General features: G+C 56.5%; 20 protein-coding genes, 2 tRNA genes and 2 rRNA genes. 8 read left to right on the forward strand and 16 right to left on the reverse strand.

Annotation, left to right across the window (positions count from 1 at the left end):
- Window positions 1-26 precede the first annotated feature (26 nt).
- The 13 genes from QMK58_RS25340 to mrcB all read right to left on the reverse strand — a co-directional run bounded on the left by QMK58_RS25340 (window position 27) and on the right by mrcB (window position 15,333).
- Window positions 27-2,918 (reverse strand): 23S ribosomal RNA (locus QMK58_RS25340).
- Between the two features lie 248 nt (window positions 2,919-3,166).
- Window positions 3,167-3,242: transfer RNA gene (locus QMK58_RS25345), tRNA-Ala, on the reverse strand.
- Window positions 3,243-3,272: 30 nt separating this feature from the next.
- Window positions 3,273-3,349, reverse strand: a tRNA-Ile gene (locus tag QMK58_RS25350).
- A gap of 81 nt (window positions 3,350-3,430) precedes the next feature.
- A 16S ribosomal RNA gene (locus tag QMK58_RS25355) occupies window positions 3,431-4,967 on the reverse strand.
- The 16S and 23S rRNA genes sit together here with 2 tRNA genes alongside, the layout of an rRNA operon.
- A 487-nt stretch (window positions 4,968-5,454) precedes the next feature.
- Entirely contained in the window at window positions 5,455-6,075 is a 621-nt protein-coding gene (gene msrQ, locus QMK58_RS25360; RefSeq protein ID WP_053162424.1) for a protein-methionine-sulfoxide reductase heme-binding subunit MsrQ, read from the reverse strand.
- Window positions 6,075-7,091: a protein-methionine-sulfoxide reductase catalytic subunit MsrP gene (gene msrP / locus QMK58_RS25365; protein WP_053162427.1), complete on the reverse strand. Its 1,017-nt coding sequence runs from the start codon at window positions 7,089-7,091 to the stop codon at window positions 6,075-6,077. The genes msrQ and msrP overlap by 1 nt, the downstream gene beginning before the upstream one ends.
- Before the next feature lie 63 nt (window positions 7,092-7,154).
- Window positions 7,155-8,012, reverse strand: coding sequence for a CDP-diacylglycerol--serine O-phosphatidyltransferase (gene pssA / locus QMK58_RS25370; RefSeq protein WP_053162429.1), 858 nt, complete (start codon window positions 8,010-8,012; stop codon window positions 7,155-7,157).
- Window positions 8,013-8,156: 144 nt separating this feature from the next.
- Complete coding sequence (gene ilvC, locus QMK58_RS25375) at window positions 8,157-9,173, reverse strand: ketol-acid reductoisomerase (RefSeq protein ID WP_007909969.1); 1,017 nt, start codon at window positions 9,171-9,173, stop codon at window positions 8,157-8,159.
- Window positions 9,174-9,218: 45 nt separating this feature from the next.
- Window positions 9,219-9,710: an acetolactate synthase small subunit gene (gene ilvN / locus QMK58_RS25380; RefSeq protein ID WP_003176102.1), complete on the reverse strand. Its 492-nt coding sequence runs from the start codon at window positions 9,708-9,710 to the stop codon at window positions 9,219-9,221.
- A gap of 2 nt (window positions 9,711-9,712) precedes the next feature.
- Complete coding sequence (locus QMK58_RS25385; RefSeq protein ID WP_053162846.1) at window positions 9,713-11,437, reverse strand: acetolactate synthase 3 large subunit; 1,725 nt, start codon at window positions 11,435-11,437, stop codon at window positions 9,713-9,715.
- Window positions 11,438-11,922: 485 nt separating this feature from the next.
- Window positions 11,923-12,258 carry a YqcC family protein gene (locus QMK58_RS25390; protein WP_053162431.1) on the reverse strand — a complete coding sequence of 112 codons (336 nt, stop codon included), beginning with the start codon at window positions 12,256-12,258 and terminating at the stop codon, window positions 11,923-11,925.
- A complete protein-coding gene (locus tag QMK58_RS25395; RefSeq protein WP_053162432.1) occupies window positions 12,258-12,992 on the reverse strand; it encodes a tetratricopeptide repeat protein in 735 nt (244 codons plus the stop codon). The genes QMK58_RS25390 and QMK58_RS25395 overlap by 1 nt, the downstream gene beginning before the upstream one ends.
- Before the next feature lie 16 nt (window positions 12,993-13,008).
- The gene (gene mrcB, locus QMK58_RS25400; RefSeq protein WP_320395588.1) at window positions 13,009-15,333 is read right to left on the reverse strand and encodes a penicillin-binding protein 1B; all 2,325 of its coding nucleotides are present in this window, start codon (window positions 15,331-15,333) and stop codon (window positions 13,009-13,011) included.
- A gap of 116 nt (window positions 15,334-15,449) precedes the next feature.
- Between mrcB and QMK58_RS25405 the strand changes: the two genes are divergently transcribed.
- From QMK58_RS25405 to QMK58_RS25415, 3 genes are all read left to right on the forward strand, one after another.
- A complete protein-coding gene (locus tag QMK58_RS25405; protein ID WP_053162436.1) occupies window positions 15,450-17,006 on the forward strand; it encodes an AAA family ATPase in 1,557 nt (518 codons plus the stop codon).
- Between the two features lie 89 nt (window positions 17,007-17,095).
- A complete protein-coding gene (locus QMK58_RS25410; protein ID WP_320395589.1) occupies window positions 17,096-17,440 on the forward strand; it encodes a pentapeptide repeat-containing protein in 345 nt (114 codons plus the stop codon).
- Between the two features lie 241 nt (window positions 17,441-17,681).
- The gene (locus QMK58_RS25415; protein WP_007971093.1) at window positions 17,682-17,954 is read left to right on the forward strand and encodes a TfoX/Sxy family protein; all 273 of its coding nucleotides are present in this window, start codon (window positions 17,682-17,684) and stop codon (window positions 17,952-17,954) included.
- A gap of 326 nt (window positions 17,955-18,280) precedes the next feature.
- Here the strand turns inward: QMK58_RS25415 and QMK58_RS25420 are convergent, their stop codons facing one another.
- Window positions 18,281-19,153: a heme/hemin ABC transporter substrate-binding protein gene (locus QMK58_RS25420; protein ID WP_053162440.1), complete on the reverse strand. Its 873-nt coding sequence runs from the start codon at window positions 19,151-19,153 to the stop codon at window positions 18,281-18,283.
- Between the two features lie 165 nt (window positions 19,154-19,318).
- Here QMK58_RS25420 and QMK58_RS25425 point away from each other — a divergent pair, with 165 nt between their 5' ends.
- Window positions 19,319-19,636, forward strand: coding sequence for a Rieske (2Fe-2S) protein (locus QMK58_RS25425; protein ID WP_053162442.1), 318 nt, complete (start codon window positions 19,319-19,321; stop codon window positions 19,634-19,636).
- Here QMK58_RS25425 and sfsA read toward each other — a convergent pair.
- Window positions 19,633-20,346: a DNA/RNA nuclease SfsA gene (gene sfsA, locus QMK58_RS25430; protein WP_320395590.1), complete on the reverse strand. Its 714-nt coding sequence runs from the start codon at window positions 20,344-20,346 to the stop codon at window positions 19,633-19,635. The genes QMK58_RS25425 and sfsA overlap by 4 nt on opposite strands.
- Window positions 20,346-21,518: a pyridoxal phosphate-dependent aminotransferase gene (locus tag QMK58_RS25435; RefSeq protein ID WP_053162446.1), complete on the reverse strand. Its 1,173-nt coding sequence runs from the start codon at window positions 21,516-21,518 to the stop codon at window positions 20,346-20,348. The genes sfsA and QMK58_RS25435 overlap by 1 nt, the downstream gene beginning before the upstream one ends.
- Before the next feature lie 333 nt (window positions 21,519-21,851).
- On the opposite strand from QMK58_RS25435, the gene dksA reads away from it, so the two are divergent.
- The 4 genes from dksA to QMK58_RS25455 all read left to right on the forward strand — a co-directional run bounded on the left by dksA (window position 21,852) and on the right by QMK58_RS25455 (window position 26,623).
- A complete protein-coding gene (dksA, locus tag QMK58_RS25440) occupies window positions 21,852-22,292 on the forward strand; it encodes an RNA polymerase-binding protein DksA (RefSeq protein ID WP_053162448.1) in 441 nt (146 codons plus the stop codon).
- A gap of 242 nt (window positions 22,293-22,534) precedes the next feature.
- Window positions 22,535-23,431 carry a tRNA glutamyl-Q(34) synthetase GluQRS gene (gene gluQRS, locus QMK58_RS25445; protein WP_053162450.1) on the forward strand — a complete coding sequence of 299 codons (897 nt, stop codon included), beginning with the start codon at window positions 22,535-22,537 and terminating at the stop codon, window positions 23,429-23,431.
- A gap of 77 nt (window positions 23,432-23,508) precedes the next feature.
- Complete coding sequence (locus tag QMK58_RS25450; protein WP_003176118.1) at window positions 23,509-23,685, forward strand: hypothetical protein; 177 nt, start codon at window positions 23,509-23,511, stop codon at window positions 23,683-23,685.
- Window positions 23,669-26,623 carry a sensor histidine kinase gene (locus QMK58_RS25455; protein ID WP_172681857.1) on the forward strand — a complete coding sequence of 985 codons (2,955 nt, stop codon included), beginning with the start codon at window positions 23,669-23,671 and terminating at the stop codon, window positions 26,621-26,623. The genes QMK58_RS25450 and QMK58_RS25455 overlap by 17 nt, the downstream gene beginning before the upstream one ends.
- Window positions 26,624-26,645 lie beyond the last annotated feature (22 nt).

Raw genomic sequence — 26,645 nt, forward strand, 5'->3', positions numbered from 1 at the left:
CGAGAAGCAAATTGCTTGGGTGTTATATGGTCAAGCCTCACGGGCAATTAGTATTGGTTAGCTCAACGCCTCACAGCGCTTACACACCCAACCTATCAACGTCGTAGTCTTCGACGGCCCTTCAGGGGACTCAAGGTCCCAGTGAGATCTCATCTTGAGGCTAGTTTCCCGCTTAGATGCTTTCAGCGGTTATCTATTCCGAACATAGCTACCCGGCAATGCCACTGGCGTGACAACCGGAACACCAGAGGTTCGTCCACTCCGGTCCTCTCGTACTAGGAGCAGCCCCTCTCAAATCTCAAACGTCCACGGCAGATAGGGACCGAACTGTCTCACGACGTTCTAAACCCAGCTCGCGTACCACTTTAAATGGCGAACAGCCATACCCTTGGGACCGGCTTCAGCCCCAGGATGTGATGAGCCGACATCGAGGTGCCAAACACCGCCGTCGATATGAACTCTTGGGCGGTATCAGCCTGTTATCCCCGGAGTACCTTTTATCCGTTGAGCGATGGCCCTTCCATACAGAACCACCGGATCACTAAGACCTACTTTCGTACCTGCTCGACGTGTCTGTCTCGCAGTCAAGCGCGCTTTTGCCTTTATACTCTACGACCGATTTCCGACCGGTCTGAGCGCACCTTCGTACTCCTCCGTTACTCTTTAGGAGGAGACCGCCCCAGTCAAACTACCCACCATACACTGTCCTCGATCCGGATAACGGACCTGAGTTAGAACCTCAAAGTTGCCAGGGTGGTATTTCAAGGTTGGCTCCACGCGAACTGGCGTCCACGCTTCAAAGCCTCCCACCTATCCTACACAAGCAAATTCAAAGTCCAGTGCAAAGCTATAGTAAAGGTTCACGGGGTCTTTCCGTCTAGCCGCGGATACACTGCATCTTCACAGCGATTTCAATTTCACTGAGTCTCGGGTGGAGACAGCGCCGCCATCGTTACGCCATTCGTGCAGGTCGGAACTTACCCGACAAGGAATTTCGCTACCTTAGGACCGTTATAGTTACGGCCGCCGTTTACCGGGGCTTCGATCAAGAGCTTCGCGTTAGCTAACCCCATCAATTAACCTTCCGGCACCGGGCAGGCGTCACACCCTATACGTCCACTTTCGTGTTTGCAGAGTGCTGTGTTTTTAATAAACAGTCGCAGCGGCCTGGTATCTTCGACCGGCGTGGGCTTACGCAGTAAATGCTTCACCCTCACCGGCGCACCTTCTCCCGAAGTTACGGTGCCATTTTGCCTAGTTCCTTCACCCGAGTTCTCTCAAGCGCCTTGGTATTCTCTACCCAACCACCTGTGTCGGTTTGGGGTACGGTTCCTGGTTACCTGAAGCTTAGAAGCTTTTCTTGGAAGCATGGCATCAACCACTTCGTGTTCTAAAAGAACACTCGTCATCAGCTCTCGGCCTTAGAATCCCGGATTTACCTAAGATTCCAGCCTACCACCTTAAACTTGGACAACCAACGCCAAGCTGGCCTAGCCTTCTCCGTCCCTCCATCGCAATAACCAGAAGTACAGGAATATTAACCTGTTTTCCATCGACTACGCTTTTCAGCCTCGCCTTAGGGACCGACTAACCCTGCGTCGATTAACGTTGCGCAGGAAACCTTGGTCTTTCGGCGTGGGTGTTTTTCACACCCATTGTCGTTACTCATGTCAGCATTCGCACTTCTGATACCTCCAGCAAGCTTCTCAACTCACCTTCACAGGCTTACAGAACGCTCCTCTACCGCATCACCTAAGTGATACCCGTAGCTTCGGTGTATGGTTTGAGCCCCGTTACATCTTCCGCGCAGGCCGACTCGACTAGTGAGCTATTACGCTTTCTTTAAAGGGTGGCTGCTTCTAAGCCAACCTCCTAGCTGTCTAAGCCTTCCCACATCGTTTCCCACTTAACCATAACTTTGGGACCTTAGCTGACGGTCTGGGTTGTTTCCCTTTTCACGACGGACGTTAGCACCCGCCGTGTGTCTCCCATGCTCGGCACTTGTAGGTATTCGGAGTTTGCATCGGTTTGGTAAGTCGGGATGACCCCCTAGCCGAAACAGTGCTCTACCCCCTACAGTGATACATGAGGCGCTACCTAAATAGCTTTCGAGGAGAACCAGCTATCTCCGAGCTTGATTAGCCTTTCACTCCGATCCACAGGTCATCCGCTAACTTTTCAACGGTAGTCGGTTCGGTCCTCCAGTTAGTGTTACCCAACCTTCAACCTGCCCATGGATAGATCGCCCGGTTTCGGGTCTATTCCCAGCGACTAGACGCCCTATTAAGACTCGCTTTCGCTACGCCTCCCCTATTCGGTTAAGCTCGCCACTGAAAATAAGTCGCTGACCCATTATACAAAAGGTACGCAGTCACCCAACAAAGTGGGCTCCCACTGCTTGTACGCATACGGTTTCAGGATCTATTTCACTCCCCTCTCCGGGGTTCTTTTCGCCTTTCCCTCACGGTACTAGTTCACTATCGGTCAGTCAGTAGTATTTAGCCTTGGAGGATGGTCCCCCCATATTCAGACAAAGTTTCTCGTGCTCCGTCCTACTCGATTTCATGACCAAGAGATTTTCGCGTACAGGGCTATCACCCACTATGGCCGCACTTTCCAGAGCGTTCCGCTAATCTCAAAGCCACTTAAGGGCTAGTCCCCGTTCGCTCGCCACTACTAAGGGAATCTCGGTTGATTTCTTTTCCTCAGGGTACTTAGATGTTTCAGTTCCCCTGGTTCGCCTCTTGCACCTATGTATTCAGTACAAGATAACCATCTTATGATGGCTGGGTTCCCCCATTCAGACATCTCCGGATCAAAGTCTGTTTGCCGACTCCCCGAAGCTTTTCGCAGGCTACCACGTCTTTCATCGCCTCTGACTGCCAAGGCATCCACCGTATGCGCTTCTTCACTTGACCATATAACCCCAAGCAATCTGGTTATACTGTGAAGACGACATTCGCCGAAAATTCGAATTTCTCAACTAAGAGAACTCACAAATTTTACCTTAGCCTGATCCGTTACCAGTGAAAGTAACGTTCAGTCTATCTTTCTATCACATACCCAAATTTTTAAAGAACGAACTAGTCAAAGACTAGAAATCAACATTCACCATCGAACCGATGGAATGCTCATTTCTAAGCTTTACACAATCAGAAGCAGTTAGTGGTGGAGCCAAACGGGATCGAACCGTTGACCTCCTGCGTGCAAGGCAGGCGCTCTCCCAGCTGAGCTATGGCCCCGTATTTCTACAGGCGTTTCCCACACAAAATTGGTGGGTCTGGGCAGATTCGAACTGCCGACCTCACCCTTATCAGGGGTGCGCTCTAACCAACTGAGCTACAGACCCAATTTCGGGCTGCTTCTTTTCGTCTTCTTCAATGAATCAAGCAATTCGTGTGGGAGCTTATGGAGCAGCTGAGTCGTCGATTAAGGAGGTGATCCAGCCGCAGGTTCCCCTACGGCTACCTTGTTACGACTTCACCCCAGTCATGAATCACACCGTGGTAACCGTCCTCCCGAAGGTTAGACTAGCTACTTCTGGTGCAACCCACTCCCATGGTGTGACGGGCGGTGTGTACAAGGCCCGGGAACGTATTCACCGCGACATTCTGATTCGCGATTACTAGCGATTCCGACTTCACGCAGTCGAGTTGCAGACTGCGATCCGGACTACGATCGGTTTTGTGGGATTAGCTCCACCTCGCGGCTTGGCAACCCTCTGTACCGACCATTGTAGCACGTGTGTAGCCCAGGCCGTAAGGGCCATGATGACTTGACGTCATCCCCACCTTCCTCCGGTTTGTCACCGGCAGTCTCCTTAGAGTGCCCACCATAACGTGCTGGTAACTAAGGACAAGGGTTGCGCTCGTTACGGGACTTAACCCAACATCTCACGACACGAGCTGACGACAGCCATGCAGCACCTGTCTCAATGTTCCCGAAGGCACCAATCCATCTCTGGAAAGTTCATTGGATGTCAAGGCCTGGTAAGGTTCTTCGCGTTGCTTCGAATTAAACCACATGCTCCACCGCTTGTGCGGGCCCCCGTCAATTCATTTGAGTTTTAACCTTGCGGCCGTACTCCCCAGGCGGTCAACTTAATGCGTTAGCTGCGCCACTAAGAGCTCAAGGCTCCCAACGGCTAGTTGACATCGTTTACGGCGTGGACTACCAGGGTATCTAATCCTGTTTGCTCCCCACGCTTTCGCACCTCAGTGTCAGTATCAGTCCAGGTGGTCGCCTTCGCCACTGGTGTTCCTTCCTATATCTACGCATTTCACCGCTACACAGGAAATTCCACCACCCTCTACCATACTCTAGCTTGTCAGTTTTGAATGCAGTTCCCAGGTTGAGCCCGGGGCTTTCACATCCAACTTAACAAACCACCTACGCGCGCTTTACGCCCAGTAATTCCGATTAACGCTTGCACCCTCTGTATTACCGCGGCTGCTGGCACAGAGTTAGCCGGTGCTTATTCTGTCGGTAACGTCAAAACACTAACGTATTAGGTTAATGCCCTTCCTCCCAACTTAAAGTGCTTTACAATCCGAAGACCTTCTTCACACACGCGGCATGGCTGGATCAGGCTTTCGCCCATTGTCCAATATTCCCCACTGCTGCCTCCCGTAGGAGTCTGGACCGTGTCTCAGTTCCAGTGTGACTGATCATCCTCTCAGACCAGTTACGGATCGTCGCCTTGGTGAGCCATTACCTCACCAACTAGCTAATCCGACCTAGGCTCATCTGATAGCGCAAGGCCCGAAGGTCCCCTGCTTTCTCCCGTAGGACGTATGCGGTATTAGCGTTCCTTTCGAAACGTTGTCCCCCACTACCAGGCAGATTCCTAGGCATTACTCACCCGTCCGCCGCTGAATTCAGGAGCAAGCTCCTGTCATCCGCTCGACTTGCATGTGTTAGGCCTGCCGCCAGCGTTCAATCTGAGCCATGATCAAACTCTTCAGTTCAAACATCTTTGGGTTTTGAGAAAACCCTAAACTTGGCTCAGCAATCGTTGGTTACATCTTTGATTTCTCGCGGAGTAACTTGTGATGCTGATAATCTGTTGACTAGCAGTCTGACTCCACAAGCACCCACACGAATTGCTTGATTCAGTTGTTAAAGAGCGGTTGGTTAAGATCTTTCGTCTCAACCGAGGCGCGCATTCTACAGCAGCCTCATTTGCTGTCAAGTGGTATTTTTCAGAAGTTTTCAAGGATTTCCTTAACAACTTCAACCACTTGCGCTTCAGATCTCTCGTCAGCGGGAGGCGAATTCTACAGCGTTACACGCTGCTGTCAACACCTCTTTTTCAACTTCTTTCTGGCTTCGATGACCTGAAGCAACCCGCTGCCGAAAACTGCGTAACTCTTTGTTTTCCAAGGAGTTTTCCGTTTCGACTGCGCCGGAAGTGGGGCGAATTATAGACATCTGAAATCTGCCGTCAACACCTATTTACGCCTTTTTGGCAGAAGTGCCCTTTTTAGTCACTAAACAGGGGATTCGGCGAGCAAGAGGCGGTAATCGCAGCACTAATAGCACTGCACCTATAGATGCATAGATAGTCCACTCCTTCAGATCGGCGCGCACAATCCAGAGCATATGCAGCAGCCCAAGCCCGAGAACTACGTAAACCAGGCGGTGCAACTTCTTCCAGCGAGCACCAAATCGGCGCTGACTGTATCGATTGGAGGTCACCGCCAACACCAGCAAACACAAGAAGCCCATTACTCCGACAATAATGTACGGCCGGTTACGCAGCTCGACGCCGAGTTGCGACCAATCGAACCCAAGGATAAAAGTCAGGTAGGCAACCAGATGCAGAACCACATAAGCGAAACACCACAATCCCAATTGCCGACGGACAGCAATCCACCCCGCCCAACCGGTGAGTTTCCGCATCGGTGTCATGCTCAGTGTGATGAGCAACAGAATTAGCGTTCCCAATCCCAGCCGGTCGACTAATACCTTGCCAGGATCCGGCCCAAGCACATCCATCCAGGCCTGGTACAACCAGAACATTGGCCACACCATCACAACAACAAACACACCCACACGCCAAGCCGGATATCGCATCAGTAGTTCTTCCGCAGATCGAGCCCCGCATATAGAGAAGCGACTTCATCCCCATACCCATTGAACATCTGCGTCTCACGCACATTCGGCTTGAAGAGTCCGCTTGGCAGTCGACGTTCGCGTGCCTGAGTCCAGCGCGGATGGTCAACCGTAGGGTTCACGTTCGCATAGAAGCCGTATTCGTCCGAGGCGATGCTTTCCCAGGTGGTTTTAGGCTGTTCGCTGACAAGACTGATCCGAACAATGGACTTGATGCTTTTGAACCCATACTTCCAGGGCACCACCAGACGTAGTGGCGCCCCGTTCTGATTCGGTAACTCACGTCCGTACATGCCCACCGCGAGAATCGACAACGGGTTCATCGCCTCATCCAATCGCAGCCCTTCTATATAAGGCCAATCGATCAAAGCAAAACCGGAGCGTTGTCCCGGCATACTCTTGGGGTCCTGCAGGGTTTCGAACCGGATGAATTTGGCGCTGGAGGTTGGCTCAACTTCCTTGAGCAAAGCCGAGAGAGGAAATCCGATCCATGGAATCACCATCGACCATGCCTCAACACAACGAAGTCGATAGATACGCTCCTCCAATTGGTAAGGCTTCATGAAGTCTTCCAACGCATATCGCCCCGGCTTACCCACCTCACCATCCACAACAACGGTCCACGGCTGAGTCTTCAGTGCACCGGCGTTGGCAGCTGGGTCACCCTTATCCGTGCCGAACTCATAGAAGTTGTTGTAGTGGGTTGCGTCCTTGAACGGCGTGACCGCCTCATCCTTGACGTTTACTGCCCCCCACTCAATTGAGGGAAGCTTTTTGCCGAACCAGGAAGGTGCCTTTCCAGGTTCAACGCCCGCATAGCGCTCCACATCGTCGGCCGCCGCCGCCCACCGAGGTAGCCCGCTGATGGCCAAACCGGCAACAGCAGCACCCAATACATGGCGTCGAGAAAGATAGAGGGACTCAGGCGTGACATCCCACTCATGGCAGTCAGATGCTTTTGGGACTTTGATCAGCATGGCTACTCCGCAGCATTGGAGAACAGATGCACCAACAGACTGCGGAGTATGAGGGAAATTACATCACTCGGCGCTTTTGCGCCGACGAAGATGTAACAAGTACTGCACCGGACCGGATGCTGCATAGGCGAGGAAAACCAGCAGCAGAATGCGCGGTGGATCACTGAACACCACGGCGAACACCAGCACTACGACAAGGATCGCCACAAAGGGCACACGCCCCTTCAGATCCAACTCCTTGAAGCTGTTGTACTTGATGTTGCTGACCATCAGCATGCCCGCCGCCGCAACCATCAACGCAACCAGGAAAGACATCTTCGAACCCTGGATGCCGTAATCGCTGAACGCCCAGACAATGCCCGCCACCACACCAGCAGCCGCCGGGCTGGCCAGACCGATGAAGTAGCGCTTGTCGGCGGTACCGACCTGCGTGTTGAAACGCGCGAGACGCAACGCCGCACCCGCCACATAGATGAACGCCACCATCCAGCCAACCTTGCCCATGTCACCCAGGGCCCAGCCAAATGCCAGCAACGCCGGGGCAACGCCGAAGGCGACCATGTCCGACAGCGAGTCGTACTCGGCACCGAAGGCACTCTGGGTGTTGGTCATGCGCGCAACGCGGCCGTCGAGGCCGTCGAGCACCATGGCGACGAAAATCGCGATAGCGGCAAAAGCGAAATACTTGCTCGCGTTGACGGCGTCGCCAGCACTCAAGGCCGCCTGAGCACTCATCGAGTTGATGATGGAATAGAACCCTGCGAACAGGTTCGCAGTGGTGAACAGGTTCGGCAGAAGATAGATACCACGATGCCGGACTTTGCGACCTTCAGCGTCATGCCCTTCCTCGACATGTTCATCGATGGGCAGCAGGCTTTCGGCGTCAGGAGCCTGGTTTGGCTCTTCGGGGCGTTCGCTCATGGACATTACCTTGCAACGGGGTGGAAAGTTTGGACAGGTGTCTGGGACCACGATTCGGCCGCAAACGATGTAGCTTTATACCAGAACCGATCCTCCAAACGAAAAAACGCGGCCTAAGCCGCGTTTTTCGTACAAGCGCGTGACTTAGTTTTTAGCTTTGTCGACGATCTTGTTGGCACCGATCCACGGCATCATGGAGCGCAGTTGCTCGCCGATGACTTCGATACCGTGAGCGGCGTTGTTACGACGCTTGGCGGTCATCGAAGGATAGCCGGTAGCGCCTTCGCTGATGAACATCTTGGCGTATTCGCCGTCCTGAATACGTTTCAGGGCGTTGCGCATGGCCTGACGGGATTCAGCGTTGATGACTTCCGGACCGGTCACGTATTCGCCGTATTCGGCGTTGTTGGAGATCGAGTAGTTCATGTTGGCGATACCGCCTTCGTACATGAGATCAACGATCAGCTTCAGTTCGTGCAGGCACTCGAAGTAGGCCATTTCCGGCGCGTAACCAGCTTCAACCAGGGTTTCGAAACCGGCTTTGACCAGTTCAACGGTACCGCCGCACAGAACGGCTTGCTCGCCGAACAGGTCGGTTTCGGTCTCGTCCTTGAAGGTGGTTTCGATGATGCCGGTACGACCGCCACCAACGCCAGCAGCGTAGGACAGTGCAACGTTCTTGGCGTTGCCCGATGCGTCTTGATAGATCGCGATCAGGTCAGGGATACCGCCGCCCTTCACGAACTCGGAACGTACGGTGTGGCCTGGAGCCTTCGGCGCGATCATGATCACGTCGAGGTCAGCGCGCGGCACAACCTGGTTGTAGTGGATCGCGAAGCCGTGGGAGAAGGCCAGGGTGGCGCCCTTCTTGATGTTCGGCTCGATTTCGTTCTTGTACAGGGAGGACTGGAACTCGTCCGGGGTCAGGATCATGACCAGGTCGGCAGCTGCAACAGCGGAAGCAACGTCAGTCACTTTCAGGCCATGAGCCTCAGCCTTGGCAACGGTGGCAGAACCTTTACGCAGGCCAACAGTCACGTCAACACCAGAGTCTTTCAGGTTGCACGCTTGAGCATGGCCCTGGGAACCGTAACCGATGATGGCGACTTTCTTGCCCTGGATGATCGACAGGTCGCAGTCTTTATCGTAGAAAACTTTCATGAATTTCCCCTATATCAGGCCGTTCAGGCCATTCGCTAATTTGGTTTAGATGCTGAGTACTTTGTCGCCGCGTGCGATCCCGGTCACGCCGCTACGGACGGTTTCCAGAATCGAGGCAGTGCCAATGGACTGAATGAAGCTGTCGAGCTTGTCGCTGGTACCGGTCAGTTGAACGGTATACACGCTGGCGCTGACATCGACGATCTGTCCACGGTAAATATCGGTGGTGCGCTTGATCTCGGCGCGCTGGGCGCCGGTGGCCTTGACCTTGACCAACATCAGTTCACGCTCGATGTGAGCACTCTCCGACAAGTCGACCAGTTTTACCACTTCGATCAGTTTGTTCAGGTTCTTGGTTATCTGCTCGATAACTTCATCGTGACCGACAGTGGTCAGCGTCAGACGCGAAAGGGTCGGGTCTTCGGTTGGCGCCACGGTCAGGCTTTCGATGTTGTAGTTGCGCTGCGAGAACAGGCCGACCACACGAGACAGAGCGCCCGGTTCGTTTTCCAGAAGCAAGGAAATAATGTGCCGCATGATTAGGTACGCTCCGTCTTGCTCAGCCACATATCGCGCATGGAGCCGTCTTTGATCTGCATCGGATAGACGTGCTCGCTGGTGTCGACCGAAATATCGATCACCACCAGGCGATCTTTCATGGCAAACGCTTCTTCCATCTTCGACTTCAAATCTTTCGAATCGGTGATGCGCACACCAACGTGACCATAGGCCTCCGCCAGCTTGACGAAATCAGGCAACGACTCCATGTAGGAGTGCGAGTGACGGCTGCCGTAGCTCATGTCCTGCCACTGGCGAACCATGCCCAAGACACCATTGTTCAGGATGACGATTTTTACCGGCAAACCGTATTGCAGGCAGGTCGACAGCTCCTGAATGTTCATCTGGATGCTGCCCTCGCCGGTCACGCAGGCGACATCATCATCCGGGAAGCTCAACTTGATACCCATGGCCGCCGGGAAACCGAAGCCCATGGTGCCCAGCCCACCGGAATTGATCCAGCGGTTCGGCTTGTTGAACTTGTAGTACTGCGCCGCGAACATTTGGTGCTGACCCACATCGGAAGCGACAAAGGCATCGCCCTTGGTCACTTCGCACAGGGTTTCGATCACAGCCTGCGGCTTGATCACGCTGCCGTCGCCCTTGTCATAAGGGAACAGGCCGCGATCACCGCGCCATTCGTCGATCTGCTTCCACCAACTGGCAACAGACTCCTTGTTCGGGGTCTCGCCGATTTCCTTGAGGATCGCGACCATTTCGGTCAGGACGCTCTCAACCGGACCCACGATAGGCACGTCGGCCTTGATGGTCTTGGAAATCGAAGCCGGGTCGATGTCGATGTGAATGATCTTGGCGTTCGGGCAGAACTTCGAAGCGCCGTTGATTACACGGTCATCGAAACGCGCACCGACGGCAAGGATCACGTCAGCATGGTGCATGGCCAGGTTGGCGGTGTAGCTGCCGTGCATGCCAAGCATGCCGATGAACTGACGGTCGGTGCCAGGGAAGCCACCGAGACCCATCAGGGTATTGGTCACAGGCAGGTTGAGCATCTTCGCCAACTCGGTGAGCGGCGCAGAACCGCCCCCCAGAATAACGCCGCCGCCGGAATACATCACAGGACGCTTGGCCGCCAGGAGCATTTCTGCCGCCTTGCGGATTTGCCCGGAGTGACCACGAACAGCCGGACTGTAGGAGCGCAACTTGGCTTTTTTCGGGAAGACGTATTCGAACTTCTCGGCCGGGTTGGTCATGTCTTTCGGGATATCGACCACGACAGGACCAGGACGACCGGATTGGGCCAGATAGAAGGCTTTCTTCATGATTTCCGGGATTTCCGACGCGTGCTTGATCATGAAGCTGTGCTTCACGATCGGCCGGGAGATACCGATCATGTCGGTTTCCTGGAACGCATCGGTACCGACCATAGTGCTCGGCACCTGGCCGGAAATCACCACCATCGGAATGGAATCCATGTAGGCCGTGGCGATACCGGTGATGGCGTTTGTGGCGCCAGGACCGGAAGTCACCAGTACCACACCGGCTTTACCGGTGGCACGGGCGTAACCGTCAGCCATATGGGTAGCCGCTTGTTCGTGACGAACCAGGATGTGGGTCACTTCCGGTTCTTTGAACAGGGCATCGTATACATGAAGAAGAGCACCACCCGGGTACCCGTAGATATATTTGACGCCTTCGTCACGCAAGAAGCGGACGAGCATCTCACCGCCAGATAAAAGCTCCACGTTGCTCACCTCTAAAACGCCAGAATACCGCCCACGAAAAATGGAACGGGTCTTAATAGGTTTACTTCTCAGCAGAGCATGAGCGACGGTGGTCGCCGACTACGTCAGCACTGACTGAGCAAGTATTGGGATCGTCCCAAGTGTTGCGGGGCTTTCCCACCCAGCGCGAGGTAACGCGTTGCGGGTGTAACAGGTCGACGCGGATATGCGCCTCATGATCTGCTGAGAGGGTCTGCTTCTGGCAGTCCCTGTACAGCGGACTTTGGATTCTTCTGTTTCGTCCCTTGCAAGTCAAGTCGTCTATGCGCTTTATTCTGGTAACCGCATGAGAACGCAAGAAAAAACCTGTAAATACCGTGAGTGTTGGCTTCAATTGCGCAACTTTTGGCAAGAAATTGGCAGGCGTACGCACTTCACCGGCAGCGACCGACGATTGACCGGGGAGTATTATCGAAAACCGCCAGCAGGCACTGGCAGCTTTTGCTTCAGCGAGATGCCTTGATCAGCAGATCAAACTCTTTGAGCAACACTTGCAATTGCCGGTCCTTACCCCGGACATTGCGCCCGGCAAAGACCATTTCGGCCATTTCCTGTATGCCCGAGGCGTTGGGCAACGGTAGATCCTGTTCAAGAATCATCTTCATCCGCGGCAGGAAAATCCATTGCAGCCACTGCTCGAAGTCCAGGGTATCGACCGAAAACGGCTCCACACTGGAAAGCGCTTCAGCCGATGGCGCGACTTCGTCCCACCAGCCTTGCACCCGCAGTTCACGCTCGATCAGAAGCAACTGATCGGCAATCTTCAGAAAACGCGCATCCATCATGACGCAACCTTGGCTTTTTGACGGGCCAATGCTGCACCGGAAGAGTCTCCCTGTTTCTCACGCGCCTGCGCGATCAACTCCCACAAACTTGCCTGAAGTGCCGGACGACCATTGGCTAAAGTCAGTCCACGGCGAGCGAACTGCTCAGCCTGTGCTGCGTCACCCTGAGCCATGTGCACTTGCGCCAGGCGATAAAGCACTTGAGGTTCGCGCGGCGCCACACGCTGAGCGCGCTCGAGGCTGGAAGAGGCACCATTTAGATCACCACTGGCCTGTTGTTGCTGGGCCGTGGTCAACAGTGCGAGCACCGGGCCATCCAGTTGCTCGTCCGCGGACAGGCCACCAGCACTGGCCGATGGAATTCCGCTAGGCGTCGACGGCATGCTGTAACCGCCCTGATTGACCGGTGCGGATTGAACCGGCGACGTATCAATCGGGCCCGGCGTGATCGGGCCGGGAGTAATCGGTGTGGTGCTGATCGGCGTCGAGGTCGTCGCACCGCCACCTGGGACCATCACGACAACGCCGGTATCACCCTGCGGAATCGCTTGAGCCTGTGCCTGCACAGGACGTTTTACCGTCGTCTGACGGTAGCCGCCGTTCGCCGAAATCCGCTCGCTGTTGGACACCGCAGTACCGGAATCCACGACCGGAATCGAACCCCGTTGTACGGAGGAGCAACCGCTGAGCAAAGCCATGGCGGCAACCGCTGGAATCAACCACTTGTTCACTTGAAACCCTCTTTGCTTAATTCATCCAGCCTTTGACCCAATCCATCACCGATTCTCCGGAAGCGGGGCTTTCGCTCGCGCATGCGGCACCGGGAGGCGGTTCGCTGCCGCGAATATACGGCATCTGCACAGCGCCTGGGCAACCGGCATCAGAACCTTGGCCGGTGCGTGAATCGACCCAGGCCTGTACAACATTGTCAGGCTGTGGCATGTCCAGGGGAAGTGGGTCAGCCTTGCGCATGAAACTGGTCCAGACCTGCAACGCGCCAGTGGCACCGGTGAACGGCGTCTTGCCGTTGTCATCGCGCCCCAGCCAGACCACCGCCAGCAAATCCTGACTGAAGCCTGCGAACCAACTGTCTCGCGAATCGTTACTGGTACCGGTCTTGCCGGCCAGGGTCAGGGTCTTGGGCAGCACGTTATAAACCGAGCTGCCGGTGCCTTCGCGCATCACGCGCTGCATGGCGCTCTGGATCAAGTAAATAGAAGCCGGATCGAAACGCTGCTGAATCTGGAACGGATAACGCTTGAGCGGCTCGCCCTCGGCGGTCAGCACACTGCGAATCCCGCGCATCGGCGTGTTAAAGCCACCGTTGGCGAGGGTCTGGTACATGGTCGCCACTTCGATTGGCGTCATGCCGCCAGCACCGAGCAACATCGACGGGAAGGCAGGAAACTCGCGAGTCACCCCCAGCCGCCCCAGTGTCTTCAACACGTTTGGCACACCCACGGCCAACCCGAGACGTGCGGTCGACAGGTTGTACGAGTGCGCCAGCCCTTGATAAAGGAAGACCGTGCCATGGGAGCGGCGATCATAGTTCTGCGGTTTCCAGACCTGACCATCCGCCCCTTTGACCGAGAAGGATTCGTCCGACAGCCAACTGGTCAACGTGTACTGACTCGGTTTCTCGAGCGCTGTCAGATAGACCGCTGGCTTGATCAACGAGCCTATCGGTCGCACCGCATCCAGCGCCCGGTTGAACCCTGCAAAACTGGCCTGACGACTACCGATCATGGCCTGTACTTCACCGGTTTCCGGATTGGTCACGACCATCGCCGCTTCAACGTCATCGGACCCTTTGCGCCCGGACAGGCGCTTGAAGGTGTCGTTGACAGAGGCTTCAGCCTTCATTTGCAGGATCGGATCGAAACTGGTGAAGATCCGCAGACCTTCTTCGGTCAAGTCTTCGTCGCGATAGTCTTCGCGCAATTGACGCTTGACCAGGTCAAGGAAGCCCGGGAACGAACTGTCCGCCAGACTGCCGCGCTTGGTCACGCCCAGCGGCATCTTCTTCGCGGCTTCAACTTGCTCGGCAGTGGCTACGCCCTGCTCTTGCAGCACATCCAGCACCAGGTTGCGGCGCTCAAGCGCACGCTCCGGATAACGACGCGGATTGTAGGAAGACGGGCCTTTGACCATGCCAACCAACAAGGCCACTTGATGCAGCTTGAGCTCTGCCAATGGCTGACTGAAGAAGAATTGGCTGGCGAGACCAAAACCGTGCACCGCACGCTGACCGTCCTGGCCAACAAACACTTCGTTGAGGTAAGCCTCAAGGATTTCGCGCTTGTCGTAATGCAGTTCCAGCAAGAGCGCCATCATGGCTTCGGTGAGCTTTCGGCTCAGGCTGCGCTCATTAGTCAGATAGAAGTTTTTGACCAACTGCTGTGTCAGCGTACTACCGCCCTGGCGCATGCGCCCAGACGAGCCGTTGACCCAGATCGCGCGGGCAATCGATTTCGGCGAAACACCGAAGTGATGATAGAAATCACGGTCCTCTACGGCGACCAGCGTATCGAGCAGGTACGGCGGAACCTGATCGATCTTGATCAGAATCCGGTCCTCAAGATTCTTCGGGTACAAACCACCGATCAGCAGCGGTTCCAGACGCACCACCGAAAGCTTCGAACCATTGGTCGCCGACAATTCGGCCACGTAATCCCCGGAGAAACGCACGCGAACAGGTTGCGCCTGCTCCATGCCTTCATAGAACTGGAAGCCACGGGTGTTGAGATCGATGGTATTGCCATTGACAGCCGCCGCACCCGGGCCATTGGCCACGCTTTCGCGGCGATAGCCCAAAGCATCGAGCTCGGTCAGAAAGTCCGCTTTGCTCAGCTTTTGTCCGACGAACAGTTCGAGCGGGCGCGCATAGACCTTCGCAGGAATCGTCCAGCGCTTGCCGGAGAACTTTTCCTGGACGATCGCGTCGAGGTAAACCGCGAAGCCGGCCAGCACTACAAGGCCGACCAGACTGAGTTTAATGGCCCAGCTCAACCATGGGCTCATGCCCTTGGCAGGTGGTTTTTTAGGGGTACGGGGAGATCTAGTACGAGTCATGGCGGCGGATTATACGCACTTTATTGCTCCTCAACAGGCACGCTCCGAGGTTTGCGTCGAGCGGACTTGCGGCCATAATGACGGCCTTGAATTTCCCAGACTCTGAAGGATCGCCTGTGAGCCAGTCCCTGATCGCTGCCCTGCAAAACCCTGCCCTCTATCCGCATCCCGTTGAGGAATTCCAGGTCATCGAAACCCATATCTCCTGGGTACTGCTCACCGGCCCCTATGCATATAAGGTGAAGAAGCCGGTTAATTTCGGATTTCTCGACTTCACCGGCCTTGAGGCTCGGGAACATTTCTGCAAGGAAGAATTGCGCCTGAACCAGCGCCTGACCGACGATTTGTACCTCGAAGTGCTACCGGTCACCGGCAGCATCGAAGCTCCGCAATTGGGCGGCGACGGCCCGGCCATCGAGTATGTCTTGAAGATGCGCCAGTTCGCGCAAAACGGACTGCTCAGCACTCTGCAAGCCAACGGCGAACTGACCCCTGCGCACATCGACGAAATGGCCGAACAAATTGCCCGCTTCCACCTCAGCGCACCGAAAGTCCCGAGCGAGCACGAAGCCGGCACTCCCGATAGCGTCATGGCACCGGTACGGCAGAACTTCGAGCAGATCCGCCCGTTCCTCAGCGACAAGGCCGATCTACTGCAACTCGACGCCCTGCAAGCATGGGCCGAAAGCAGCTTCGAGCGTCTCAAGCCATTGTTTGCCCAGCGCAAGGCCGACGGTTTCATTCGCGAATGCCACGGTGACATCCATCTCGGCAACGCAACCGTGATCGACGGCAAGGTCGTCATCTTCGACTGCATCGAATTCAACGAACCGTTTCGTTTTACTGACGTGTATGCCGACACCGGCTTCCTCGCAATGGATCTGGAAGACCGCGGCCTGAAGTGCCTGGCGCGTCGCTTCATCAGCCAGTACCTGGAGCTGACCGGCGATTACCGCGGCCTCGAACTGCTGAATTTCTACAAAGCCTACCGTGCCCTGGTTCGCGCCAAAGTCGCCCTGTTCAGCATGCCAGCCGAAGCCACTGCAGTGCAGCGCGCGACCACCCTGCGCCAATACCGCAATTACGCCAACCTGGCGGAAAGCTACAGCACCATCCCATCGCGCTTCATGGCCATTACCCACGGTGTTTCCGCTGTCGGCAAAAGCCATGTCGCAATGCGCCTGGTGGAAGCGCTGGGTGCGATTCGCCTGCGCTCCGATGTTGAACGCAAGCGCCTGTTCGGCGAGCAAACCGTCAAGAATGACCTGCAGGCCGGCATTTATAGTAACGATGCCAGCGTTGCGACCTATGACCGACTGCATGAAATCGCCGATGTCATACTGCATGCTGGATTTCCGGTGGTGATCGACGCCACTTACCTCAAGCGTGATCAGCGCAACAGCGCAGCGAAAGTTGCCGAGGCCACCGGCGCACCGTTCCTGATCCTCGACTGCAATGCGCCGCAAGCCGTGATCGAAAGCTGGCTGGCTTTGCGTCAGGCAGACAAGAAGGACCCGTCGGACGCCACCCTGGCCGTTATCGAAGCCCAGCAAGCCAACCGTGAAGCGCTGACACCGGCGGAAATTCTCTGCAGCAAGCGCGTACAGACCAATGAGAGCGGGACCCTCGATACCGTAGTCGCGCAAATTCGACAACGCCTTCCCGGGCTGTAAAAAGTATTTCAGCGTGAAGCCTTCATCGGCTTCACGGCTGTTAAATAGCGGCACTATACTGGCGTCATAAAACCAATAGGTGATGCGATATGAGCCAGCCGAAACTTCTCGACACTCCGCTTTATGCCTTGCTGCACAAAGACGACATCAGAGGCTTCAACAGCGAACGCCCCACGGATGGCCCGATCGACATGGTCAGTGGCGATTTCCGGGGTCTGGACCTGCGGGAACTCAATGCCGATGGCGTAGACTTCCGCGACGCTTACTTCCGCTCTGCCGACTTGCGCGGCATTGACTTCAGTAAGGCCAACCTCGAAGGTGCAAGTTTGGGCCACGCGCAAATTTCCGGCGCCTACTTCCCCCGCGAACTCAGTGCAGACGAAATCCTGATGTCGATGAATTTTGGCACCCGCCTGCGATATCGAACTCGCTGAACAAGGCTACGCACTGAAAAGTCCAGCGCACTTATCGCGCCGGGTACAGGATGTCATTGCTGCAAAGGGCGATTTCTCACCGCCGTTTCTTGCGCATTTTCGAAGCGACCCACCCTCTCGACATTCGCCCCTTAGAAGCATTTGCGTCAAAAACGACCAAACAATCACGCTTTTCCTACTGATGGCTACACTCCTCAAATGCTTGCCCACGATCTCCATTTGGCCATCGCAAGGAGGCTTGATGAATGATGAATTGCAACACCTGAAGAATCTTGGCAAGACATCGGCGCAGTGGCTGCATGCCGTGGGCATCCACAGCGCCTCGGACTTGCGGCGCCTGGGAGCGGTGGATGCTTATCGGGCCGTGCGCACGCGCGGATTTCGGGCGTCCAAGGTGTTGTTGTATGCGATTGAAGGCGCCCTGATGGACGTGCACTGGAATGACATTCCTGCCGAACGCAAAGAGGCCCTGAACAAACAGCTGGAAGCCATTTCGTCGCGCCATAAGAACTGAGCGCATTAACGTTGTCCACTCCGGCTGCAGGTAGATCAAATTAATGGCCCCCTGAAAACGACAGATCAATACACAATGATTTCAACGACTTACTTCCAGCCTGCGACATGAAGTCGGCAAATGAGAAATCAGCTGTTGACATGATAATGAGAATCGCTATGATTATCACAACTGGTCGCGAGACTGGTCGATATTCTTGAAAGCCCTTGGTTCGGACTCTCAGATTATCTCCTCATCAGGCTAATCACGGTTATTTGACCCGGCTCTTGCCGGGTCTTTTTTTGCCTGTGAAAAAGTGCCGGATATCGGCGAATCCATCCGAAGGGTTAATGCAGCGCACCCTCTGGGTAAAAACCGTCAGACAGCCGCTTGATACCTTCCGGCAGACGGGGGCCCAACCCGCCTACCAGCAATGTCGGGTCGAGCTCCAGGACCCGTCCATCCCTTGCCGCGCGAGTAGACGCAAGAATCGGATTCTCCTTGAACAGCGCTGCCCGCGCTGCATCGCCGGCCAATGCACGATCGGCGAACACCAACACGTCAGGGTCCAGGCTGACCAGCGACTCAACAGAAAAAGGCTTGTAGCCGGTATGGATCGCCAGGTTATGCCCCCCGGCGCGTTGCAGCATCCAGTCGGCGGCCGTGCCTTTGCCGGCAATAAGCGGTTTGCCACCTGCGTGACCGAGCAGTAACAGGACACCTGGGGACTTTTGCGTCAACTGCGCCTTGGTCACCCGAATTTTTTGCTGTTCAAGTTGCTGTTGATAAGTTGCCAGTAATTGCGTGGCCTGATTTTCCGCCCCCAGCAGCTTGCCCAAATGTTGCACATTGTTTTGCAATGTCGACAGGTCCGGCTGCGCCGAGAACAATTCAACCTGCACCCCCGCGCTTCGGATCTGCGATAGCACCGGCGGCGGCCCCATTTCTTCGGTGCCGACAAGAATTTGTGGCTGCAGGCTCAAGACACCTTCTGCTGACAACTGCCGCTGATAACCAATGCTAGGCAGCGCTTTGAGGGACGCCGGGTGCTGACTGGTTGTATCGACACCGACCAGTTTCGATTCACCGCCAAGAGCGCTCACCCATTCTGACAGTGCCCCCCCGGCACTGACCCAGCGTTGCGGCAACTCGGCCGCCGCGGCGTGGTGACTGACGAAGAACCCCAAACAGATTGCAGTGACACGGGCGTTCAGGCGCATAAATAGCTTCCTTTGAAGGTTTCCCGGGCATCACATCAGCAGGCCAAGTATCCTCGGCACCATGGCGCGCGTCCCTTGCGGGCAAGTCAGCCATTTGATAATCGACAGCATTTGAACGTCAAGCTCGGACATATTCGGTCACGAGTTGCGAAACAGAGGATAGCGATGAAGTTGCTTTGTGCGGGCGCAGAACTGGTCAACGACCGCAGTCGGGGTTTCGAACTCGAGGGCCAAAAACTGTTTGCCGTGCGCCGTGGCGAACAGGTTTATGTCTACGTCAATCGTTGCCCGCACCGAGGCGTTGCGCTTGAGTGGCACCCTGATCAGTTTCTCGACTCCAGTCAAAGCCTGATCCAGTGCGCCACCCACGGCGCACTGTTCCTGATCGAAGACGGCGCATGCATTGCCGGTCCATGTGAAGGGCGATCACTGACGAGTATTCCCTGCAGCGAGGACGAACAGGGCATCTGGGTCAGCATTTAGTCTTCGAACACAACGTCCAGGCGTCGATCAACGACCATTTCCTCATGACTCAGGCGCACACCGTAAGCCAGCACTTCGACGCCGCTGGCCACCGCCTCGCGCAGTGCAGCGGCATACGCTGAATCGATCTCGACGGCAGGCCGCACCGACTCGATGCCAGTCAGGCACACACAATACAACTGCACCGCACGAATGCCATCCCGGGCTAAATGGGCCAACTCCCGAAGATGCTTGGCCCCGCGCTGGGTCACCGCATCGGGAAACGCTGCCACCGCCGTCCCGTCGAAGCCCAGCGTTACGCTTTTGACTTCGACATAGGCCGGCCCTTCGGAATAGTCGAGGCGAAAATCGATGCGGCTGTTTTCCTGACCGTATGCGACTTCACGCTTTAACCCGGTAAAGCCATTGAGCTCGCCGATCACGCCTGCTCGCAGTGCTTCTTCGATCAAAGCGTTGGCCCGAGCAGTGTTCACACAGAACAATCGCCCTTGCGGGGTTTCACCGACTTCCCAAGTGCCAGGCAGCTTGCGCTTCGGATCGTTGGAGCGGCTGAACCAGACCTGCCCGCCCTCGACCTGGCAATTGAGCATCGATCCGGTATTCGGGCAGTGAATTGTCAGTAACTCACCGGTAACGGTTTCGATATCGGCGAGAAAACGCTTGTATCGACGAATCAACCGACCTTCTTCGAGGGGAGGATGAAAGCGCATCAGCCTTGCCAGCTCCGCAAGCCGCGAGCGATACGCTCGACCGCCTCCTGCAGGCGCTGAAGATTTTGCGTGTAGGCAAACCGCACATGATGACCGGCCTGATACCGCCCGAAATCCAGTCCCGGAGTAAACGCCACATGTTCGGTTTCGAGAAAATGCTTACAGAACGCGAAGGCATCGCCGCCGAACTTGCTGATATCGGCGTACAAATAGAACGCCCCTTCCGGCTCTACCGCGATGCCAAAACCCAACTCGCGCAAAGCGGGAAGCAAGAAATCCCGACGTCGACCGAACTCTGCCCGGCGCTCTTCGAGGATGCTGATTGTTGCCGGCTCGAAACAGGCCAGCGCAGCGTACTGAGCCATGCTCGGCGCACTGATGTAGAGGTTCTGCGCGAGTTTTTCCAATTCACCGACCGCGGCATCGGGCGCCACCAGCCAACCTAGACGCCAACCGGTCATTCCGAAATACTTCGAAAAACTATTCAGCACAAAGGCGTCATTGTCGACTTCCAGCACGCTGGCAGCATCGGTGCCATAAGTCAGCCCGTGATAGATCTCGTCCACGACCAGATGGCCGTGGCGCTCTTTGATCGAACGAGACAGCCCGGCCAACTCATCCCGGGTCAGGATCGTCCCTGTCGGGTTAGCCGGAGACGCCACCAGCGCGCCAACGCTATCGTGATCCCAGTAACGCTGGACCAGGTCCGGCGTCAGTTGATAGCGCACGTCGGGACCTACCGGAACCAACTGTGCAGCGCCCTCAACCAGTCGCAGGAAATGTCGGTTGCACGGGTAACCGGGGTCTGCCAACAACCAGTGCTTGCCCGGATCCACCAGCAAAGCACTGGCCAGCAACAACGCACCAGAACCGCCGGGCGTGATGAGGATGCGTCGCGGGTCGATGTTCAAGCCATAGCGCTGCTGATAAAAGCCTGAAATCGCCTCACGCAACTCGGGAATGCCACGGGCAGCGGTATAACGGGTTCGGCCCGATGCCAGCGCAGCCTGGCCGGCCTGAATGATCGGTTCGGCAGTGGTGAAGTCCGGCTCGCCGATCTCCAGATGAATCACATCGTGGCCGGCCGCCTGCAATTCATTGGCCCGCGCCAGCAGCGCCATGACATGGAAAGGTTCGATCGCACGACTGCGGGCACTGTAGGACTGAGCCATGGGCCTTCCTTCAACGGGAAAAAAACCGATTCTACCCAAGCGCAGGAACGAGCGAGAACCTAAAGCGGTCAGAAGCCTTAACACACTGGACACAAACGACTCATGCGGGTGCCCCAGGTTTGACTAAAATCAATAATTGAGCAGCGTTCCAGAGCCACCAGACAGCGCTTTGTCAGCATTTGAAAGCGCAACGGGCCGCAGCCTCGACATCCGGGAGTAGCGCGGTCTGATTTGATCTGGTAAGTTCGCCCGCTTGCAGCCGCAGGGCCGGCAGGTGTCGGTGATGGAGCAATCCTGCGCAGATGGATTACAAGAGTAGAGGCGGTCTATTTCATGTCCACCCAAGCAAAGCAGCAAAATCAGTCGATCAGCGGCTTCGAACCCTACAAAGAAGTGAAGGGCGAGGAGTACATGGGCAAGCCCATGCGCGCGCACTTCACCAAGGTCCTGAACAAGTGGAAACAGGACTTGATGCAGGAAGTCGACCGCACGGTTGATCACATGAAGGACGAAGCAGCCAACTTCCCGGACCCGGCAGACCGTGCCAGCCAGGAAGAAGAGTTCGCTCTCGAACTGCGAGCCCGTGATCGTGAGCGCAAGTTGATCAAGAAGATCGACAAAACGCTGCAATTGATCGAGGACGAAGAGTACGGCTGGTGCGAATCCTGCGGCGTCGAAATTGGCGTCAAACGCCTGGAAGCCCGCCCTACTGCCGACATGTGCGTCGACTGCAAGACCCTGGCGGAAATCAAGGAAAAGCAAGTCGGCAAATAATTGCGGCTTGAACGAAGAACGGAGCGTGCGAACGCTCCGTTTTTGTTTCTGAATTTTGCGATGCCCGTCTCGATATAATATCGCCATCACTGTAGGAACGAGCTTGCTCCGGGCGGCGTTCCGACGATGAACCTGAGATCGCCGAGTAGCAACAGGCTCCCAGCGTTATCGTTGACGACCTTCGCGAGCAAGCTCGCTCCTACGGGAATCTGACGACCGCCTGGAAAAGTAACGTTGCCTTCATGACCGCCATCACCAGACCTGACTACATCGGGCGCTTCGCCCCCACGCCCAGCGGCCATCTGCATTTCGGCTCACTGGTCGCCGCGCTGGCGTCCTACCTCGATGCCCGCGCCGTGGGTGGGCGTTGGCTGATGCGCATGGAAGACCTCGACCCGCCCCGTGAGGAACCGGGCGCGCAGGCAGCAATACTCAAGGCACTGGAGAGTTACGGCTTTGAATGGGACGGCGAACTGGTTCGCCAGAGCGATCGCCACGACGCTTACGCCGAAGTACTCAATGGCTTGTTCAATCATGGCCTGGCCTACGCCTGTACCTGCTCACGCAAGCAACTGGAGCCCTATCACGGCATTTATCCGGGGCTGTGCCGCAACGCTGGCCATAGCACGGAAAATGCCGCCATACGCCTGCGCGTGCCAACGCTGGAATATCACTTCGTTGACCGTGTGCAGGGCGAGTACCGCCAGCATCTGGGCCGGGAGGTAGGCGACTTTGTCATTCGTCGCCGCGACGGGCTTTATGCTTACCAACTGGCCGTGGTGCTGGACGATGCCTGGCAAGGCATCACCGACATCGTGCGGGGTGCAGACCTGCTCGACTCAACGCCCCGTCAGCTCTATCTCCAGGAGTTGCTTGGCCTGCGGCAGCCGCGCTATCTGCACATCCCACTGATTACCCAGCCCGATGGCAACAAACTCGGCAAATCCTACCGTTCGCCGCCGCTAACCGAAGATCAGGCAACACCTTTGTTGCTGCGAGCCCTTCGCGCACTGGGGCAGAATCCGGGCAGCGAACTGGCGTACGCCACGCCACGGGAGCTACTGAGCTGGGGTATTGCGCACTGGGATGCGTCGCTGATCCCGCGCACACTGAACCTGCCCGAGGCACAACTGCTGTGATCTTGCTTGCAGTGGCGCGCCCATCCGTTACCATCGCCGCACGTTTTCGGGCACGCGCATAAAAAAGAGAGGCCGGGATGTACATCTATCGCTTGGTCCTGCTTTTGGTAGTGGGGATTTACCTGTTTTCCCCGGCCATCATGGATTGGTGGATCGACGCCACTGGCGCCTGGTATCGCCCTTATCTGCTCTGGCTGATTCTGATTGTCGTGACCTTCATCCTGCAGAGTCAAAAAGATGCCGATGAGCTTTAGCCTGACCCAGATGATCCTGATCAGCGCCGCGTACCTGGCGGTGCTGTTCGGCGTGGCCTGGATCAGCGAACGGGGCATGATCCCCCGGGCGATTATTCGCCACCCTCTGACTTACACCTTGTCGCTGGGGGTTTACGCCAGTGCCTGGGCGTTTTACGGCACCGTCGGCCTGGCCTATCAATACGGCTACGGCTTCCTGTCCAGCTATCTCGGCGTGTCCGGGGCATTTCTGTTGGCGCCGGTGCTGCTGTATCCGATCCTGAAAATCACCCGCACTTATCAACTGTCGTCCCTGGCCGATCTGTTTGCGTTCCGCTTCCGCAGCACCTGGGCCGGTGCATTGACGACGATTTTCATGCTGGTCGGCGTTTTGCCGCTGCTGGCACTGCAGATTCAGGCGGTAGCCGACTCCATCGGCATCCTCACCCGCGAACCCGTGCAACACCGCGTGGCCTTGAGCTTCTGTGCCTTGATTACACTGTTCACGATTTTCTTCGGTTCCCGGCATATCGCCACCCGCGAGAAACACGAAGGACTGGTATTCGCGATTGCCTTCGAATCGGTGATCAAGCTGATCGCGCTGGGCGGCGTCGGCCTCTATGCGCTATATGGCGTATTCGACGGCCCGCAACAGCTTGAGCTGTGGCTGTTGCAAAACCAGACCGCCCTCGCCGCCCTGCACACGCCGCTGCAGGAAGGCCCGTGGCGCACTCTGCTGCTGGTGTTCTTCGCCTCGGCGATCGTGATGCCGCACATGTATCACATGACTTTCACTGAAAACCTCAACCCGCGCTCACTGGTCAGTGCCAGCTGGGGGTTGCCGCTGTTCCTGTTGCTGATGAGTCTGGCGGTACCGCTGATTCTCTGGGCGGGGCTGAAACTCGGCGCCACCACCAACCCGGAATACTTCACGCTGGGTATCGGCATTGCCGCCAACAGCAAAGCCCTCGCGTTGCTGGCGTATGTCGGCGGCCTGTCCGCCGCCAGCGGCCTGATCATCGTCACCACCCTGGCGCTGTCCGGGATGGCGTTGAACCACTTGGTGTTGCCGCTTTATCAACCACCGGCCGAAGGCAACATCTACCGCTGGCTGAAGTGGACCCGCCGAGCACTGATCGTCGCAATCATCATGGCCGGTTACGGCTTCTACCTGATGCTCGGTGCCGAGCAGGATCTGGCCAACCTTGGCATCGTCGCGTTTGTTGCCACACTGCAATTCCTCCCCGGCGTGCTGTCGGTCCTGTATTGGCCGACCGCCAACCGTCGCGGCTTCATCGCCGGCTTGCTGGCGGGGATTCTGGTGTGGCTGATCACCATGTTGCTACCGCTGGTCGGCAACCTGCAGGGCTTCTATATACCGCTGTTGAACATGATTTACGTGCTGGATGACACCAGTTGGCACATGGCAGCGATTGCCTCCCTGGCCGCCAACGTGTTGATGTTCACCCTGATTTCACTGTTCACCAATGCCAGTACCGAAGAAGCCAGCGCCGCTGAAGCCTGTGCCGTGGACAACGTGCGCCGGCCGCAGCGGCGTGAACTGCATGCCGCGTCGCCTCAGGAGTTTGCTACGCAATTGGCCAAACCGTTGGGCGCCAAGGCGGCGCAGAAGGAAGTCGAGCAGGCCCTGCGCGACCTCTATCTGCCCTTCGACGAACGCCGGCCGTACGCCTTGCGCCGCTTGCGCGACCGCATCGAAGCCAATCTCTCCGGCCTGATGGGGCCCAGCGTCGCCCAGGACATGGTCGAGACCTTCCTGCCTTATAAGGCCGGTGGCGAAAACTATGTCACCGAGGACATCCACTTCATCGAAAGCCGCCTCGAGGACTACCACTCGCGCCTGACCGGCCTGGCCGCAGAGCTCGATGCGTTGCGCCGTTATCACCGCCAGACCTTGCAGGAGCTGCCGATGGGTGTCTGCTCGCTGGCCAAGGATCAGGAAATCCTCATGTGGAACAAAGCCATGGAGGAATTGACCGGGATTGCCGCGCAACGTGTTGTCGGATCGCGACTGAGCACCATTGCCGATCCCTGGAAAGAATTACTGCAAGGCTTCATCAATCTGCCGGACGAACATCTGCACAAACAACATCTGACCCTCGACGGACAGACCCGCTGGTTGAACCTGCACAAAGCGGCGATCGATGAACCGCTCGCGCCAGGTAACAGCGGCCTGGTGTTGCTGGTGGAAGACCTGACCGAAACCCAGATGCTCGAAGACAAACTGGTGCACTCCGAGCGCCTGGCGAGCATTGGCCGGCTGGCGGCCGGTGTGGCCCATGAAATCGGCAACCCGATTACCGGTATCGCTTGCCTTGCGCAAAACCTGCGCGAAGAACGCGAGGAAGACGGTGAGCTGAAGGAAATCAGCGGACAGATCCTTGAGCAGACCAAACGTGTGTCACGTATTGTCCAGTCGCTGATGAGCTTCGCCCATGCCGGCAGCCATCAACACAGTGACGAACCCGTCTGTCTGGCCGAAGTGGCCCAGGATGCCATTGGCTTGCTGGCCCTGAACCGGCGCAATTTCGAGGTGCAGTTCTACAACCTGTGCGATCCGGATCACTGGGTTGAGGGCGACCCGCAACGACTGGCGCAGGTGTTGATCAATCTGCTCTCAAACGCCCGAGACGCCTCGCCTCCCGGCAGCGCGGTGCGAGTCAAAAGCGAAGCCGGCGAACACACGGTCGACCTGATCGTGGAAGACGAAGGCAGCGGTATTCCGTCGAGCATCATGGACCGATTGTTCGAACCCTTCTTCACCACCAAGGATCCTGGCGAAGGCACAGGTCTGGGCCTTGCACTGGTCTATTCCATCGTTGAAGAGCATTATGGACAAATCACCATCGACAGCCCGGCTGATGTACACAGCCAACGCGGCACCCGAATTCGGGTGACCTTGCCGCGTCATGTCGAAGCGACGTCCGCTGTGAACTGAGACCGTCGAGAGTATCGAATCA

The organism is Pseudomonas sp. P8_241, from assembly GCF_034008315.1.
In the GTDB taxonomy this organism is placed as follows: Bacteria; Pseudomonadota; Gammaproteobacteria; order Pseudomonadales; family Pseudomonadaceae; genus Aquipseudomonas.